Here is a 15,776-nt window from a genome sequence, read left to right as displayed (position 1 = left end):
CACCGACGCTGTGGCACAGTCTTGCTCGGCGGAGGCGTTAGATGGCTTAGGTCGAGCCGAGTGGTGGCTCAAGGATGTCCGCGGCGCGATCGAAACACGGACTCGTGCGCACAGCGCCTTCAAGCGCGATGGCCGGTACAGGGAGGCCGCGCTGGTTGCGGTGTGGCTCTCGCGGGAGCTCCGTCCGCTGCTGCGGAGCGACGCGGCCGCCGACGGATGGCTCGCGAGGGCGGAGACGCTTACCGCCAGGACAGACGAGGCCTCCCTACCGGGATGGATCTCGCTTGCGCGCGCCGAAGCCGCGTCCGACGTGACGGATGCGGTCGCATGCTGTCGATTCGCGGTGGAGCGCGCGCGCAAGCGTGACGATGCGGACCTGGAGATCCAGGCTCTGGCACGGCTCGGAGTGCTGCAGGTCGCCGCGGGCGAGGTCGAGGAGGGCATCACTCGGCTGGATGAGGCCATGGCGGCGGTGAGTGCCGGAGAAGCTCGGGATCTGGCCAGCGTCGGCATGGTCTTCTGCGCCCTCATGGAGCTGGCGGAACTGCTCGGGGACCATACGAGATTCGCGGAGTGGACGGCGGCGTTGACCCAGATAGGGGGAACGCAGGGGTTCGGTCCGCTCGACGGGTTCGGGGCCGACGCCGGGTACGGTGCGCTGTCGTCGTTCTGCGGGGCGTGCTGCGGCGGGCTGTATCTCGTCACCGGGCGCCTGGACGAGGCCGAGGGTGAGTTGCTCGGCGCGGTCAGGGATCTCGAGTCCCACGACATGGGCTTCCGCTGCGTGCATCCGATCACTCAACTCGCCGAGCTGCGCGTGCTCCAGGGGCGATTCGAAGAGGCGCGCGACCTGCTCGGCTCCTACGAGGATCTCCCCGAGGCCGTGCGCCCGCTGGCCGTGCTGGATCTCGCCGTCGGGTCGCCTGCAGCCGCGGCGGCACGCCTGGAGCGGCGGATCGATGAGCTCGGCGGGCTCACGGTGATGGCGTTTCCGTTGCTCGCTGTCCTCGTCGATGCGCACCTCTCCCTCGGCCATCCCGAGATCGCGGCCGACTCGCTCTCGCGAATGGTGGGCGTCGCCGCCATCACCCGCAGCCGGCGCCACCGCGCCGAGGCGCTCTTCGCCCAGGGCAAGATTGCGGCGCTCGAGCAGCGCGAGGAGGCGGTGCCACTCCTCCGCGAGGCCGCGAGGGCCTTCAGCGAGGCATCCATCGCACTCCAGGCGTGCCGCGCACGGCTGGCGCTGTCGCGCGCGCTCGCTCATCGCGACCGCCCGGTGGCGATCACGGAGGCACGTGCCGCGCTCGCGGCCTTCGAGCGGCTCGGCGTGGCACCCGACGCCGATGCGGCCGCAGCATTCCTGCGCGAACTGGGCGTGAGGGGCCGGACCGGTCCGAAGAACTTGGAGCTCCTCAGCAAGCGCGAAGTCGAGGTTCTCCGGCTCGTGGCCAACGGGCTGTCGAACGCCGAGATCGCGTCGCGCCTCTTCATCAGCGTCAAGACCGCCGGCAACCACGTGAGCAGCGTGCTATCGAAGCTCGGTCTGCGCAGCCGGACCGAGGCTGCCGCGTTCGCGGCGATCCACCTCCGAGGCGGTCAGTTCGAAAACAGGGAAGTCTCCCCATCCTCCGTCCCACCTTCCGGCGCACGATGAGAGGACGGAAGGAGCAGGGGCCATGGTGCACATCAAGACATCCATCGTGATCCGGAGGACCCAGGAGGCGACCTTCGACTACATCACCGATCTGAGGAATACGACGCAATGGGCCGCCGAGCTCGTCGACATCACCTACGACGGCGACCTGCGGCTCGGCGCCACCGGCGTGGAGACCAGACGTCGAGGCAAGACGGAGTTCTCGTGGCCATGGACGGTGACGGCGTACGAACGCCCGCACCGCGTGGTTCTCGAATACGGTGCGCCGTATCCCGCAATCGCCGACTTCACCTTCGGCCGTGACCCGGAGGGAACCCGCTTCACCTGCGACACCGAGCTGAGGCTGATGGGAATCCGGCGGATGCTGTGGCCCCTGGTCGCCGCGGAAGCACGGCGGGTCGACGCCGCCCAGTTCCAGAAGGCGAAGGAGATCCTCGAGTCGCAGGACACCGCCCTGCACAGCGAGGAGAAGGGGGCGAAGTCGTGAACGCGGATCCGAAGACGGTCGCTCAGCGGTTCTACGACATCCTCAACGAGGGAGCGCTCGAGCGACTCGACGAGGTCTGCGCCGCCGACATCAAGGGCCATGCCGGTGCCGGCGCAGACCTCACCGAGGTGAAGCGGGCAATCGGGAGCCTGCTCGAAGCCTTCCCGGGTCTGCGGGCGACTCCCCGGCACGTCCTCCAAGACGGCGACCTCGTCAGCACCTGGGTCACCTACGAGGGAGCCCACCAGGGATCGTACGCGGGGGTATCGGGCACGGGGCGTCGAGTGAGGTTCATGGCCTGGGATCTGTTCCGGGTGCGGGACGGGCACATCGTGGAGATCACGCAGGCCTGCGACCTCTTCACCCTCATGAACCAGATCGGCGCATTGCCGACGGCCGCGCCCGCATAGCCACACGCCATCACAGGGAAGGACAGGAAGAATGCCCAAGTCATCGAAGAACAGCGCAGCGGAAACGGTCGAGGTCGAGGGTTACGAGGGCCACCTCGACCACCTCGACGGGGGCTACACCGTCGCATTCGAGAAGTACACCGCAGACGCCGACCTGAGTCCCTACTTTGCCGGCCTTCCAGACAACCGATGCCAGGCTGCCCACTGGGGCTATGTCCTTGCCGGCAAGGTCACGTTCAAGACCGCCGACGGGGAGGAGACGTTCGTCGCCGGCGATGCATACTATGTCGCACCCGGTCACACGCCGGTGCTATACGCCGGAACCGAGGTCGTGGAGTTCAGCCCCACCGAGCAATTCCAGCAGACCATCGACGTGGTCACCAAGAACATGGATGCCGCAGGCTAGATACCAGTGAAAGTGCCCTGCGAGACTGGGTCGATTCCGCCCGTCGGCGGCGGTTGAACGTGGACACGATTTGGACATAAGCGCCGGCGTCTGCGGACTTCCCTCCTGATGGAGACCGACGGAGCCTGGACCGACCGAAGCCACACGAATAGGCGAGATCACAGGCTTGCACGCCCACTTCCGCGCAAATACTGCGAACCGCGAGAATGGCTGATTATCCCCGCCCGTGTTTCGGCTCCCGCCGACGCGTCGACTCGGCCCCGGTCTACCGCCGCACGACATCTCCCGATCCCGACACGCGCACATCCGTGCTCGGATCGCCGGAGTACGTAACCCGCCCGCTGCCCGACAGATCGACCGACAGGCTGACGTTCGCCGAGACATCCACCTCGCCCGATCCGGAGAGCGTGACGACGGCGTCCTCGGCCACGAGTTGTTCGGCGTCGACGCTGCCGCTGCCCTCCAGATCGACGGAGAGCTCTCCGGCCGAGCCGGCCAGGGTGACATCGCCCGAACCCGCGAGGCGCACCTCGACGCGACCGGCCGACAGCCCCGACCAGTCGACGTCTCCCGAGCCGTCGATGTCGACCCGCACGGTGCCGTCTGCGGAGACCGTCGCGTCGACATCACCCGAGCCGTTCAGCTCGATCAACTCGAGGCTGGGCACGGTCAGGTCATAGCGCACCTCGCGAAACCCCATCGTGAAGCCCGGCGTGGTCGCGAGCACGAGCGTGTCGCCGTCAACCTCCGATGTGAGGCGGTCCAGCACGCCTTCTGGCGCGTGCACAGTGAGTGCCGGCTCCCCCTCCGACACGACGAGATCGCCGGAGGTGTCGAGCACCACGTGCGACACCTCGCCGATCTCTCGCTCCTCGCTGGCCTGAGGCCCGGCGGGGATCATGAGCGAGCACCCCGACAGCGCGAGGAGCGACGCCGCGATCACGACGGAGCCGGGCAGGCGACACCTGTTCTCGTTCATCTGTGACCCTTTCTCCCGCAAAGGTGGGCCGACACGCGTGCGGCGACTCACCCGCACCCGCCGGACGAACGGCGAGAGCACCGAGAACCGGAGCGCGCCCAGTCGCGCCCATCGACACCATGATCGGAGGACGAGGGCGTTTGTGCCACCCCCTCCTCGGCAGAGCCCGACGCGCGGCCGTCCACCGATGCCGGACCGACAAGCGCGGCCGTCACCTCACCCCAGGTGCTGGCGGGCGAAGTCGCCGAACTCGGCGAGCGCGGCGCGCGCCGCAGGGAGCACGGCGTTCCACAGCGGGAAGGCATGGATCATGTGCGGCAGTACGTGCAGGCGCACATCCGCCTCGGCGCGCGCGGCTGCGCGCACCAGGCGCACGGAGTCGTCGAGCAGGGTCTCGTCGGCTCCCACCTGGACGAGCGCCGGCGGCAGGCCGGTCAGATCCGCGAAGAGCGGCGACACGCGGGGGTCATCGCGTGTCACCCCCGACGCCACATACGCCGAGGCGAGCTCATCGAGGTACGACCGGTGCAGCAACGGGTCGATCGCGTCGTTGTCGTCGACGGAAGCGCCCGACATCGTCAGGTCGGTCCACGGCGACACCAGCCACAGGCCCGCCGGACCCTCCCGCCCGGTGCGACGCAGTTCCTGCCACAGCGCGAGGGTGAGCCCTCCGCCGGCGCTGTCGCCGCCGACGACGATGTGGTTCGGTGCGATCCCCGTCGCGGTGAGCCAGTCCCACGCCGCGAGCGCGTCGGTGAGCGCGGCGGGGAACGGATGCTCCGGCGCGAGCCGGTACTCCAGCGCGAGTGCACGGATGCCCGCCGCGCGGCCGGCCTCGGCCGCCATCGTGCGGTGACTCGCGATCGAGCCGGAACAGTACCCGCCGCCGTGGAGGAAGAGGAGGGCACGCGCCGTGTCAGCGTCGGGAGCACGGGACCACTCCGCGGGAACGCCGCCGGCATCCGTCTGTTCGAACACGATGTCGTCGGCGACGGGCCAGGCACCCCCGACCTCGACGATCCGCGCCCGGCGCTCTGCCCACCCCACCGGCCGCGGTTTCGAGCCGAGAAGCGCGCGCACCTGCTCGATGCCGCTGTCGTCGTTGGCGCTCACGCGGTCAGACTAGCGACAGCCTGCGTCAGCTGCCGCGAACCTGCTTGCGGAGGGCGACGGCGGCGGCAGCATCCGTCTTCTTCCGTCGATCGCGAACCGCCCCGCCGACCGACACCGCGGCGTAGAGGAAGAGCGAGCCGGCGACGACCGCCAGCACGACGGCGCGATTCGAGCCGTTGAGCACGTTGTTCACCCAGCCGAGCAGCGGCAGGCTGTACCAGAGCGTGCCCCGGATCTGCACGGGCTTCACCGGCGCAGGATCGACCGAGTCGTTGTTGTCACCCTTCGTGACGAAGGTCAGCTCGCCGTCCGCGTAGGTCTTCGACACCACGCGGTGACTCACGACGGCCGCCTCGCCCGAGCTGATCTGATACGTGACGACGTCCCCGACCCGGATCTCGTCCACCGGCGTCGGGCGGATGACGACGAGCGTTCCGTGCGGCAGGCCGGGCTCCATCGACTGGGTGAGCACCGTCATCGCGCTGCCGCCGACGACGACGGGCAGGCCGACCACGGCGACCGCCACGGCGAGCAGCAGCACCAGGATCGACGCGCTGAGCGAGACGGCGAGGTAGTGCAGCAGGCTCTTTCCCTCGTCACGACGGCGGGCGTCGGCGCGGCGGGTTCTGCGCGACGACGGCCCGGCGGGGCCGCGCGTCGGGAGGGTGGTCGTCGACACGGGAGGGGAGAGGGTCATGGCATCACGCATTCGTACTTGATGTTGGAGTTGCCGACGGCGGTCCGCCGCACCATGAGGGTCGAGCTGTCGGACGAGACGGTGCCTGCCGCGGTCATCTCGGTGGCGACGATGCGGAGCTCGTGGACGCCGTCCGCCGCGATGTCGACACCGCCCAGAACCACAGAGAGGGTCGCGGCGCTGGAGGTCAGTTCCTTCACGACGACGTTCGCCTTGTCGACCACGCGGTACTGCAGAGTCGCGCCCGCGCCGCGGTTCGTGGGGGCGGTCCAGCTCAGTTGCACCCCGTGCGGCGGCGCCTGCACGCAGGTCGGGGCGCCGGCGGCGGCGAGACCGTAGACCGACTGGGTGAAGGCGGCAGTTGTGGCGGTGACGGTCCAGCTCGTGCCGACGACACCGGTCACACCGAATGTCGCCGCCACGGTCTGCCCCGCCATCGACGAGACGCTCTGCGCGTCGATCTCCGTGGCGACGCACACCACCACGGATGCCCCTGACGCGAGCGTGCGCGCCGCGGCCGGCAGGGCCGGAGCGGCGTTGGCCAGTGTGGTGCTCTCCGCCGTGCTCGGCGCGGTGGTGCCGCAGGCGCTGCCGGTCCACAGGCGCAGCGCGATCTTGTCGGCGAGGGCGGTGCTGCTGCCCGCGCCGAGCTGCGTGGCGAGCGTGTACGACAGCGGCGCCCCACCGGTGTTGGCGATCGTCAGCTCGCCCGCCGCGACCGGCGGGGTGCCGGAGCCTGCCCGGTAGGTCGTGGCGAGCCCGCCCGTGAGCTGCACCGTGGTGGCGACGGTGGTGGACGAGACGGATGCCGCCACAGACGCGCTCGCCATCCACACGGCGGCCGCGCCGCCCGCGCCGCCGAGCACTGCGAGGGTGACGAGGGCGGCGATGGGGCCGAGCAGGCGGCGGATCATGGGCGCACCTGCGTTCCCGAGATCGTGATGGTGAGAACGGATGCCGCTCCCCCGGCCGCTGCGGCAGGCGCGGTCAGCGGCAGGCCGACGCCGACGCAGAGCAGCTGCGATGCGCCGGGAGCGAGCGTCAGGCGCAGGTCCGACGCCGCGGCGGCACCGACGCCGGTGGTCTCCCCGCCGGCGATGCGGCCCGCGGTGCAGTCTGCGGCCGAGGCGGCCTGGCCGACGGTGACGGCCACCGCGCTCGTGAACGGCGTGGCCGCCGTGGAACTCGTCACCGGGTCGATCGTGAGAGCGAGCGGCGTGGTGCCGGTGTTGCGCACCGTGGTCGCCGCGTAGATCGTGCGACCCGGGTACAGGCCCGTGGCCGACAGGTCGAGGGGCGTGGCGGTGACGCCGGACGACCCCGCCTGCAGAGTGACCGCTGCAGCCGCGGGTGCCGCCGCGGTCCAGAGTGCGAAGGTGCCGCCGCCGGCGAGGATGCCGAACGCGATCGCGCCCGCCGTGCCGAGTGCGCCGAGCAGCAGGCGCCGGGGCGCCGCCGCACGGCGAGCGTCGCGCCGTGCGGCGTGGCGGCGAGTGCGGCGGCTCATCGCGGCTCCTTCCCGGTGTCTGACGGACGTGGAACCGGAGACCCGCCTCTCGGGCAGAGACGGGCCCCCGGGGCCTACTTGGTGTTCTGCGTGAGGCTGACGGTGAGCTCGTCGAGCGTGACGGCACCGTTCATCGCGGCGTTGTTGCCGCCCACGACATCGCCGTACGGGAAGGCGATGGTGACCGTGACGGTGACGTCCTGGCTGACGACGTCGCCGGCCGGGGTGACGGTGAACGTGGGGCCGGTGCCGGTGATGCCGGCACCCGAGGCCGTGAGGACCGCCGAGTCGGTGAGGTAGCTCGCGAGGGCGACGTCAGCGGGCTTCGTCGCGTCCGCGGGCGCGATCGACGAGTCGGTCAGGGCGAGCGTCGCGCTCAGGCTGTCGCCCTCGGCGCCGACGTTCATCGTCTTCGTGTAGGTGAGCACGTCGCCCGGGACGATGGCGTAGTCCGCGATGTCGATGGCAGACCCGTTGGCCGTCCAGGTGCCGGCTTCCTGGGACGCCTCGACGACCAGGTTGCCCGAGACGATGGATGCGCCCTCGGCCGTCGCCGACGAGTTCCAGGTGGCGAAGGTGCCCGCGCCGCCGAGCAGCAGGACGACACCGGCGGTGGTGGCGATGGAGGCCTTGACGATCTTCTTCATGGGAGTGTCCTTTCGCGGGCGGCGCCCGCTTGTTCAGGTGAGGAGCGAAAGGTGCGGGTGGGCGGTCGGTGAGATCTCCGATCGCTCCTCGAGCACGACCCCAGTCTTCGGGCCCCACCGCAACGTCCCGCCGAGCGAACGTCAGCGGTACCGCAAGATCGTGCGAAGGATCGTGCGAGCCCGGGAGCGCTTCCACAAGAAGCGCAAGGTCAGCGCAAGACTCCCGCGCCAGGGAGGGTCGTGGGAGGTCGCCGTGCGGGCTCGGTCGCCGCGCCGTGACGCGACGAGCGCTCAGACCGCGGCGGCCGGTCCGAGCTCGACCAGGAGCGGAGTCATCGTCCGACCATGACGGCCTGCGTGTTCTCCGACCTGTTGTCCGCTCACCACCACCACGACCGCCCGTGGAGCATGTCGCCGAAGTCCTCCGGCGTCCCGCGCCCGGTGTGCCGCGCGCCGAGGTAGCTGTCGACCACCGCGCGCCCGAGGTCGTCCAGCTCCGGCGCCACCACGTGCCCGCCGGCGCGCCGCGCGAGCGCGTCGATGAACCGGGCCAGACCCGGATCCTCCCCCAGCCGGAAGAACGTCGTCTGCGCGCCGAGTCGCTGCACGTTGTCGAGCTCGCGCACCGTCACGGCGACCGTCCGCGGGTCCGGCGGGTACGAGAAGAACACGCTCCCGTCCGGGCGCAGGTGCGACGTCGGCTCGCCGTCCGTCACGATCAGCAGCACCGGCTGCGCCGTCGGGTTCTTGCGGAAGTGCCGCTGCGCGAGCAGAAGCGCGTGCTGCAGGTTCGTGCCCTTGTCCCACACCGCGTCCTTCGCGGTGAGCTGCTCGATGTCGATCACCTCGGCGTGACGGGCGAACGCGATCAGCTGCAGCCTGTCGCCGCGGAACCGCGTCGAGATCAGGTGATGCAGCGCCAGCGCCGTGCGCTTCATCGGCACCCAGCGGCCGTCCATCGCCATCGAGAACGACGTGTCCACCAGCAGCGCGACCGCGGCCTGCGTGCGCTCCTCGGTCTCGACCACCTCGACATCGCGCGTGTCGAGCCGCACGCCGCCTGAGACCTCTCCCCCGTCGAGCACGGTCCGCAGCACCGCGTTCGACACCGTGCGCGGGATGTCCCACGGCTCGGTGTCGCCGAAGGCCCATTCGCGCGTCGAACCCGTGGGATCGCCGGCGGCACCCACGTTGCGGGTCTCACGACGACCCGAGCGACCCGACTGCCGCGTCGCGATGTCTCTCAGCAACGCGCGCCCCAGCTGCCGCATCGCCCGCGGGGTCAGCCTGAGCTGTCCGTCGGACGCGCGCTGCAGCATCCCGGTATCCCGCAGCTCCTGCTCCAGCTCGCGCAGTGTGCGGGCACTGACGGCGGCGTCCTCGCCCATCAGCCGCTCGAGTGCGTCGAGGTCGATGTCGTCCATGCGCGCGCCCGGGTACATCTGGCCGAGCTGATCGGTCAGCGAGTCGAGATCGGAGAGGTCCTGCATGATGCCGGTCGCCTCGCCGAGACCCGTCGGCTGATCGCCGGAGAAGGATGCCGAACCCGACCAGTCCTCGCCGGGCCGGAGGGAGCGCAGATTGTCGTCGAGACGCGAGAGCGACTGCATGAGGTCGGGCGAGCCGAATGCCTGCTCAGCAAGGCTCAGCAGTTCGTCGCGCTGCTGCGGGGTCATGGAGTTGAGCATGCGCTGCGCCGCCGCCGAGCGCTCGGCCAGAGTGTCGAGCAGCTCGTCGAGGTTCTGCGGATTCTCGGGGAACTGATCCCCGTGCGTGCGCATGAACTCGTCGAAGTCCTCCTGCGTGTCATCGCCGAGCCGGCGCTTCTCGAGCAGGTCGTTGAGATCGTTGAGCATGTCGCGGATCGCCTGGCGGTCGGCATCCGTCGCGTTCTCGAGCGCGTTCTTCATACCGGCGAAGCGCTGATCCAGAAGCTCGCGGCCGAGCAGCTCGCGGATGCGGTCGTAGTCGGCACGCGCGGTCGGGCTCCGCCAGTCGTAGTCGGCGAGGTCGTTGACGGCCGCCGCGGTGCTCGTGGGGAGGTTCTCGAGCCGCATCTCGGAGAAGGCTCTTGTGTCGTCGTCGAGATCGACGTCGCGGACGAGGTGCTTTCGCTCTTCGAGCACCGCGTGGTCGAGGAGGCGACGGACCTCTTCGAGGGTGCCGTCGAGGCGGTGGCGTTGGGTGAGTTGGGCTCGGCGCTCGCGCACGCGGCGGGCGAGCTCGTCGAGACCGGCGCGGTTCCGGTCGCCGCGGCGGAGGTACTCGCGCATCGCGCGCTCGGCGGAGGTTCCCTCCATGACCTCGCGGCCGATCGCCTCGAGCGCCGACTGGATGGAGACGGGAGGCGCGAGGGGGTCGCCGCCGGCGTAGCGGCCGTAGCGGGAGGTGTGCGCGGGGGTGCGGTGGAAGGAGCGGGGCATTACGGATGCCTCGGGATGAGGTTGCGACCGCGTTCGGGGCGTTTCGACTCGCTCGTTCCTCGCTCGCTCACCGAGCGAGAAACAAGGCCTGGCCCCCGTTCGTCGAGCGGAGGGCGCTCCAGCGCCCGAAGTCGAAACGCCTTGAGCATACGAGCGACGTCAGCCATAGACCGTCTCACCGCCTGTGCTGTCCTTGCCGATCCTCTTCTCGAGGTACAGCGACTCGAGGAGGAGCTCCAGAGCCCCAGCCCGCTCGCCCGGCGTACGCGCGTCGAGGCGCTCGGCCACCTGGTCGTACAGGTCCGACTCGCCCAGCACCGGCATCGCCGACAGCACCTCGGCCGCGGGCACCTGCTCACCCGTCATCACGGTCGCACCGGTGTGCAGCGCATCCGCGAGGGCGCGCGAATCAAGACCCCGCAGGTGCGCCCGAGCCGTATCCGCCACCGCGGTCCGCAGCAGGTGCTCGAGGATGGCGCGCTCGCGGCCCTCCTCCCCCGTCTCGAACTCGATCTTGCCGCCGAGCACGTCGACGGCGGTCTCGAGGTCGACAGGACGCGCCACCGCGACCGATTCGTGCTGGCGCGTCGCGCGGTGCAGGGCCGCGGCGGCGATCGTCTCGGCGCCGGCGATCGCGAACCTGGCGGATACGCCCGCGCGCTGGTCCACAGCATCCGATTCCCGAAGATTGCGCGTGAAGCGCGCGAGGATCTCCAGCAGGTGAGCGGGCACCTCGGCGACCAGGTCGGCCTCCTGGCGGATGACGGCGACTTCCTCATCGATCGTCTGGGGGTAGTGCGTACGGATCTCGGCGCCGAAGCGGTCCTGCAGCGGCGTGATGATGCGGCCGCGGTTGGTGTAATCCTCGGGATTCGCGGTGGCGACGACGAGCACGTCGAGGTCGAGGCGCAGCACGTAGCCGCGGATCTGGATGTCGCGCTCCTCCATGACGTTCAGCAGCGACACCTGGATGCGCTCGGCGAGGTCGGGCAGCTCGTTGATCGCGACGATGCCTCCGTTGCTGCGCGGCACGAGTCCGTAGTGGATCGTCTCGGGATCGCCGAGCGAGCGGCCCTCGGCCACCTTGATCGGGTCGACGTCGCCGATGAGGTCGGCGACCGATGTGTCGGGGGTGGCGAGCTTCTCGGCGTACCGCTCGCTGCGGTGGCGCCATTTCACGGGGAGGTCGTCGCCGAGTTCACTCGCACGACGGACGGAGGCCGGGGCGATGGGGTGGAACGGATGCTCGCCGAGCTCCGACCCGTCGATGACCGGGCTGTACTCGTCGAGCAGACCGTTGAGGCTGCGCAACAGGCGGGTCTTGCCCTGGCCGCGCTCGCCCAGCAGGACGATGTCGTGCCCGGCGAGGATGGCCCGTTCGAGCTGCGGGATGACGGTGGTGTCGAAGCCGTGGATGCCGGGCCACGGGTCGTCGGCGTTCGCGAGGGCGGCGAGGAGGTTCTCGCGCATCTCGATGCGCACCGGGCGGTAGGTGTGACCCGATGCGCGGAGCTGACCGACGGTGGTGATCGCGGGTGAAGGCGTCATGTCCGCACGCTACGCCTGGTGCACGGCGGTCGGGGCAGGATCGGAGGAATTCCTCAGGCTCCCGCACGGGTCGTCGCGGCCGCCCGCTGAGGACGACGCCGGGCGGGTCTGCGGAACGCCGGCGTCCCCATCGACGCGAAGGCGGCGACCGCCGGGCACGAGCCGCGGTCGCCGTCCTCGGTGGCGTCCTCAGTCGTCGCCCTCGGTCCCCGTCGCGACCACCGCGAACTCGGCATCCAGGTCGAGCTCGACGAACTCGCCGGCGCCGGTCAGGACCGTGACGTCCCACGGTGACGTGCTGTCGTCATCGGCCTCGATCTCGACGATGCGGCCGTCGGCCTCCGCGAGCGCCGCGTCCACGATGGCCGCGATCGTCTCTGCGGCGAGGACGTGCTGCGGGCCGCCGTCGTCGTCGGCGGACTCCGTGGAGACGACGGATGCCTCGCCGCCGGCGTCGACGCGGACCTCGGTCTCGGCGCCGTTCTCGGCCTCGAGCGTCACCTCGGCGCTGCCGTCGCGCTTCAGGTCGATCGATGTGGGCTCGCCCTCACCGGCGCCGGAGGCTGCATCGATCATCGCGACGAGGTCGTCGGCGGAGTCGGTGCCCAGATTCGACACGTCGCCGCTCGGGCTGTCGTCACTCGCGTCGTCGTCGCTCGAGTCGTCGTGACTGCGATCGTCCGACACCGACGCGTCGTCGTCCGCTGCGTCCACGATCTCCGCGCCGAGGGCGATGCCGCCACCGGCGAGAAGCGCCGCGGCCAGCACCGCACCGCCGCCGATCAGCCAGCCGCGCGTGCGGCTGCGCTTCGGGACGGGGGCGGCTGACGGCATGGGCGTGACGGTCTCGGCACGATCGCCGGGCTGAGCGGCGGGTGGAGTCTCTGGGGTGCTGTTCTTGTCATCCATGCTTCGATGGTGCCGAGCGGTCGCTGAAGCAGACCTGAAGCACCCTGAAGCGCCGTTCAGCGTGCCGCCGGCAGGCTGACCGCGAACCGTGCGCCTCCGAGTGGCGAGTGCTCGACACGGATGCTGCCGCCCTCCGCCTCCGCGATGGCACGCGCGATCGCGAGCCCCAGGCCGCTGCCCCCGGCGTCGCGCGCGCGGGCCTCGTCGAGTCGCACGAAGCGCTCGAAGATGCGCTCGCGCTCCTCGATCGGCACGCCTTCACCGTCGTCGTCGACCGTCAGCAGCACCTGCCCATCGCGCTCGAGCACGCCGATCGCGACGGCGGTCCGCGCGTGGCGGGCCGCGTTGTCGGCGAGATTGCGCACCAGCTGACCGAGCAAGCGCGCATCACCGCGCACCCGCGCCGCGCGGACGCCGGTCGCATCCACCACCGCGCCCGCTGCGCGGAGCCGCTTCGCCTCGGCGAGCGCGAGGTCGTCCACGTCGACGTCGTCCCTCTGCAGGACCGCCCTCTCGTCGAGCCGGGTCAGCAGCAGCAGGGCGTCGACGAGCTCCTGCATCCTGAGGCCCTCGTCGTGCACCACCCCGGCGAGGTCGTCGACAGAGGTCGCGTCGGGGTGCAGCTGCGCCAGCTCGGCGTGCTGGCGAATCGTCGCCAGGGGTGAGCGCAGCTCGTGCGAGGCGTCGGACACGAAGCGGCGCTGCGCGGTGGCGGCAGCATCCAATCGGTCCAGCATGCGGTTCATCGTTCCCGCGAGGGCCGCGATCTCGTCGCCCGACGACGGAACGGCCACTCGACGGTCGAGGCGATCGGCGGTGATGTCGTCGACCTCCGCACGGATGCGCGAGACCGGGCGCAGCGCCCGCCCGACGACCCACCACGTGATCCCCGCGACCAGCGCGACGACGCCGGCGACGGCGACCGCCAGCAGCATCGCCACCGTCGCAAGCGTCTGCTGGTCGTCCTCCACCGGCACGGCGAGGAGCAGGGTGCCGTCGTCGAGATCTTCCCGCACGACGAGCATCGGCTCGTCGTCGTATGTGACGGTCCCCCCGGAATCCGGCAGGTCTCCGCTGTCGGCCTCCTCGGAGGCGGCGACGACACGCCCCTCGTCGTCGAGCACCTGGGCGATGTCGTCGTCGAGCTCGGTCACCGCCGACGGACCCTCGGCGTCGATCCGCGCGGCGAGCTGCTCGGCGCGCGTCTCCCCGGCGCGCACCGTCGCGTCATGCATGCTGGCAGACAGGATGCCGTAGAACGCCAGCGCCCCCACCACCAGCGCGGCGGCGACGACGAGCGTCGCGGCCGCAGTGATGCGCGTCCGCAATGAGCGGCGCCGCGGCTCAGCCACCGTCCGCCGCCAGTCGGTAGCCCGCTCCGCGAATGGTCTCGATCGCCTGGCGAGCGAACGGCCGGTCGACCTTGCGCCGGAGGTGCCCGACATACACCTCGACGATGTTCGGGTCGCCCTCGAAGTCGTCGTTCCACACCCCGGCGATGAGGTCGCGCTTGGAGACCACCTGCCCGCGATGGCGGATGAGGTGCTCGAGCACGGAGAACTCCCGCGATGTCAGGTCGAGCTCGGCATCGCCGCGCCAGACCCTTCGCGCCCCCGGGTCCAGCCGCAGGTCTCCCGCCTCGAGCACGGTCGGCCGCTCGACCCCGCCGCGGCGGATCAGCGCACGCAGACGGGCGACGAGCACCGCGAACGAGAAGGGCTTGGTCACGTAGTCGTCGGCGCCGGTCTCGAGCGCCTCGACCTGGTCCCACTCGCCGTCCTTCGCCGTGAGCATGAGCACCGGCGTCCAGTTCTCCTCCGCGCGCAGCGCCTCGCAGACCTTCCACCCGCTCATGCCGGGCATCATGAGGTCGAGCACGATCGCGTCGTACGCCGTCTCGCGTGCTCGCCACAGTCCGTCCACACCGTTGTGCGCGACATCCACCCCGAAGCCTTCGGCCTCCAGCCCGCGACGGATGCCGTCGGCCAGGCGCACCTCGTCATCCACCACCAGAATCCGCATCCGCTCCAGTCTGGCCCTCCGCGCCTGAATCCACCCTGAAGCGCGCGCTGCGGCGGCCGTGCGCGAGACTGGGCACATGGTCACCGTCACCGCCGTCCACGGCGACATCACCCGGCAGCAGGTCGATGCGATCGTGAACGCGGCCAACAACCGGATGCGGGGCGGGGGCGGAGTCGACGGCGCCATCCACCGTGCGGGCGGACGGGCGATCCTCGACGACTGCATCGCGCGGTTCCCCGACGGGCTGGCCACAGGCGACGCCGGATGGACCACCGCCGGAGACCTTCCGGCGAGCTGGGTGATCCACACCGTCGGCCCCAACTTCGCGGCAGGTGAACGGGACCGGGCGATCCTCGAGTCCTGCTACCGGCGCGCGCTGCAGGTCGCCGATGAGATCGGCGCCCGCAGCGTGAGCTTCCCCCTGATCAGCGCCGGGGTGTATGGGTGGCCGCTGAACGACGCCATCGAGGCGGCGGTCACCACGATCGCGACGACGCCGACCCGCGTCGAAGAGGTCACGCTGGTCTCGTTCAGCGAAGACACGCACCGGCGGCTGCAGGCACAGGTGCAGCGCCGGTTCCCTCCGCTCACGGAAGCCGGGTCGGTCGGACGACTGTTCGAGCGAGCGCCCGTACAGATGGGCATGCGGGGAGATGCGTACCTCTGGCTCGCTCTCCGTGCCGAGTTCGCGACGACGCCGCTGCCGCCCATGTGGTTCGAGCTCCGCTCGATGATCCAGAAGGCAGCGGAAGGGATCATCGGCGTTCCCCTCGCGCACACCGACGGTCCGATCCATGTGCCCGAGTTCGATCCCGGTCACGGCATGTCGGCGGGCAATGTGCTGCCGTCGTGGTGGCACGACACGGGCATCCCGATCCTGATCGATCGGTACGAAGCGGCGCAGCAGGCGACCTGGTCAGAACCCGGCCAGGACTGAGCCCATCTCGCCCCAGGAGCCGGCGCGGACGGCGCAT

The 15,776-nt window shown here is 70.6% G+C and carries 16 protein-coding genes; 5 read left to right on the top strand and 11 right to left on the bottom strand.

What is annotated here, in order from left to right; translation table 11 throughout:
- The first annotated feature begins 10 nt into the window (after positions 1–10).
- From MRBLWH3_RS07550 to MRBLWH3_RS07535, 4 genes are read left to right on the top strand one after another with little or no spacing between them, the layout of a single operon-like run.
- Positions 11–1,654 carry a response regulator transcription factor gene (locus MRBLWH3_RS07550; RefSeq protein ID WP_363430163.1) on the top strand — a complete coding sequence of 548 codons (1,644 nt, stop codon included), beginning with the start codon at positions 11–13 and terminating at the stop codon, positions 1,652–1,654.
- A 22-nt stretch (positions 1,655–1,676) separates the two neighbouring features.
- Positions 1,677–2,141, top strand: coding sequence for an SRPBCC family protein (locus MRBLWH3_RS07545; protein WP_363430161.1), 465 nt, complete (start codon positions 1,677–1,679; stop codon positions 2,139–2,141).
- Entirely contained in the window at positions 2,138–2,551 is a 414-nt protein-coding gene (locus MRBLWH3_RS07540) for an ester cyclase (protein WP_363430159.1), read from the top strand. Before MRBLWH3_RS07545 ends, MRBLWH3_RS07540 begins: the two co-directional genes overlap by 4 nt.
- Before the next feature lie 31 nt (positions 2,552–2,582).
- On the top strand, positions 2,583–2,957 hold the full coding sequence (locus tag MRBLWH3_RS07535; RefSeq protein ID WP_363430157.1) for a hypothetical protein: 375 nt from the start codon (positions 2,583–2,585) through the stop codon (positions 2,955–2,957).
- 265 nt (positions 2,958–3,222) lie between these two features.
- Here the strand turns inward: MRBLWH3_RS07535 and MRBLWH3_RS07530 are convergent, their stop codons facing one another.
- The 11 genes from MRBLWH3_RS07530 to MRBLWH3_RS07480 all read right to left on the bottom strand — a co-directional run bounded on the left by MRBLWH3_RS07530 (position 3,223) and on the right by MRBLWH3_RS07480 (position 14,802).
- Entirely contained in the window at positions 3,223–3,936 is a 714-nt protein-coding gene (locus MRBLWH3_RS07530) for a head GIN domain-containing protein (protein ID WP_363430155.1), read from the bottom strand.
- Between the two features lie 216 nt (positions 3,937–4,152).
- Positions 4,153–5,049, bottom strand: a complete 897-nt coding sequence (locus MRBLWH3_RS07525; RefSeq protein WP_363430154.1) for an alpha/beta hydrolase — start codon at positions 5,047–5,049, stop codon at positions 4,153–4,155.
- A 25-nt stretch (positions 5,050–5,074) separates the two neighbouring features.
- Positions 5,075–5,746: a signal peptidase I gene (locus tag MRBLWH3_RS07520; protein ID WP_363430152.1), complete on the bottom strand. Its 672-nt coding sequence runs from the start codon at positions 5,744–5,746 to the stop codon at positions 5,075–5,077.
- Positions 5,743–6,660 (bottom strand): hypothetical protein, encoded by a 918-nt coding sequence (locus MRBLWH3_RS07515; protein WP_363430150.1) that lies wholly within the window; start codon positions 6,658–6,660, stop codon positions 5,743–5,745. Before MRBLWH3_RS07515 ends, MRBLWH3_RS07520 begins: the two co-directional genes overlap by 4 nt.
- Positions 6,657–7,253 (bottom strand): hypothetical protein, encoded by a 597-nt coding sequence (locus tag MRBLWH3_RS07510; RefSeq protein WP_363430148.1) that lies wholly within the window; start codon positions 7,251–7,253, stop codon positions 6,657–6,659. Before MRBLWH3_RS07510 ends, MRBLWH3_RS07515 begins: the two co-directional genes overlap by 4 nt.
- Positions 7,254–7,327: 74 nt before the next feature.
- Positions 7,328–7,900 (bottom strand): alternate-type signal peptide domain-containing protein, encoded by a 573-nt coding sequence (locus MRBLWH3_RS07505; RefSeq protein ID WP_363430146.1) that lies wholly within the window; start codon positions 7,898–7,900, stop codon positions 7,328–7,330.
- Positions 7,901–8,280: 380 nt separating this feature from the next.
- Complete coding sequence (locus tag MRBLWH3_RS07500) at positions 8,281–10,323, bottom strand: VWA domain-containing protein (protein WP_363430144.1); 2,043 nt, start codon at positions 10,321–10,323, stop codon at positions 8,281–8,283.
- A 159-nt stretch (positions 10,324–10,482) separates the two neighbouring features.
- Positions 10,483–11,871, bottom strand: a complete 1,389-nt coding sequence (locus MRBLWH3_RS07495; RefSeq protein ID WP_363430142.1) for an AAA family ATPase — start codon at positions 11,869–11,871, stop codon at positions 10,483–10,485.
- Positions 11,872–12,060: 189 nt separating this feature from the next.
- Positions 12,061–12,780, bottom strand: coding sequence for a PepSY domain-containing protein (locus MRBLWH3_RS07490; protein ID WP_363430140.1), 720 nt, complete (start codon positions 12,778–12,780; stop codon positions 12,061–12,063).
- A gap of 56 nt (positions 12,781–12,836) precedes the next feature.
- Entirely contained in the window at positions 12,837–14,132 is a 1,296-nt protein-coding gene (locus MRBLWH3_RS07485) for a sensor histidine kinase (protein WP_363430138.1), read from the bottom strand.
- A complete protein-coding gene (locus tag MRBLWH3_RS07480) occupies positions 14,125–14,802 on the bottom strand; it encodes a response regulator transcription factor (RefSeq protein WP_363430136.1) in 678 nt (225 codons plus the stop codon). Before MRBLWH3_RS07480 ends, MRBLWH3_RS07485 begins: the two co-directional genes overlap by 8 nt.
- A gap of 76 nt (positions 14,803–14,878) precedes the next feature.
- Here MRBLWH3_RS07480 and MRBLWH3_RS07475 point away from each other — a divergent pair, with 76 nt between their 5' ends.
- Positions 14,879–15,739, top strand: a complete 861-nt coding sequence (locus MRBLWH3_RS07475; protein ID WP_363430134.1) for an O-acetyl-ADP-ribose deacetylase — start codon at positions 14,879–14,881, stop codon at positions 15,737–15,739.
- The last annotated feature ends 37 nt before the right edge of the window (positions 15,740–15,776 follow it).

It is taken from the genome of Microbacterium sp. LWH3-1.2 (assembly GCF_040675855.1).
Lineage (GTDB): Bacteria > Actinomycetota > Actinomycetes > Actinomycetales > Microbacteriaceae > Microbacterium.
Note: the sequence above shows the minus strand (reverse complement) of the source record. Positions and strands in the feature narration are given on the sequence as shown.

Bases quoted from the DNA above. Each gene is read 5' to 3' on its own strand.
- MRBLWH3_RS07545 (WP_363430161.1), top strand. From the start codon at position 1,677: ATGGTGCACATCAAGACATCCATCGTGATCCGGAGGACCCAGGAGGCG.
- MRBLWH3_RS07535 (WP_363430157.1), top strand. From the start codon at position 2,583: ATGCCCAAGTCATCGAAGAACAGCGCAGCGGAAACGGTCGAGGTCGAG.
- MRBLWH3_RS07530 (WP_363430155.1), bottom strand. From the start codon at position 3,936: ATGAACGAGAACAGGTGTCGCCTGCCCGGCTCCGTCGTGATCGCGGCG.
- MRBLWH3_RS07520 (WP_363430152.1), bottom strand. From the start codon at position 5,746: ATGACCCTCTCCCCTCCCGTGTCGACGACCACCCTCCCGACGCGCGGC.
- MRBLWH3_RS07515 (WP_363430150.1), bottom strand. From the start codon at position 6,660: ATGATCCGCCGCCTGCTCGGCCCCATCGCCGCCCTCGTCACCCTCGCA.
- MRBLWH3_RS07510 (WP_363430148.1), bottom strand. From the start codon at position 7,253: ATGAGCCGCCGCACTCGCCGCCACGCCGCACGGCGCGACGCTCGCCGT.
- MRBLWH3_RS07505 (WP_363430146.1), bottom strand. From the start codon at position 7,900: ATGAAGAAGATCGTCAAGGCCTCCATCGCCACCACCGCCGGTGTCGTC.
- MRBLWH3_RS07500 (WP_363430144.1), bottom strand. From the start codon at position 10,323: ATGCCCCGCTCCTTCCACCGCACCCCCGCGCACACCTCCCGCTACGGC.
- MRBLWH3_RS07495 (WP_363430142.1), bottom strand. From the start codon at position 11,871: ATGACGCCTTCACCCGCGATCACCACCGTCGGTCAGCTCCGCGCATCG.
- MRBLWH3_RS07490 (WP_363430140.1), bottom strand. From the start codon at position 12,780: ATGGATGACAAGAACAGCACCCCAGAGACTCCACCCGCCGCTCAGCCC.
- MRBLWH3_RS07480 (WP_363430136.1), bottom strand. From the start codon at position 14,802: ATGCGGATTCTGGTGGTGGATGACGAGGTGCGCCTGGCCGACGGCATC.
- MRBLWH3_RS07475 (WP_363430134.1), top strand. From the start codon at position 14,879: ATGGTCACCGTCACCGCCGTCCACGGCGACATCACCCGGCAGCAGGTC.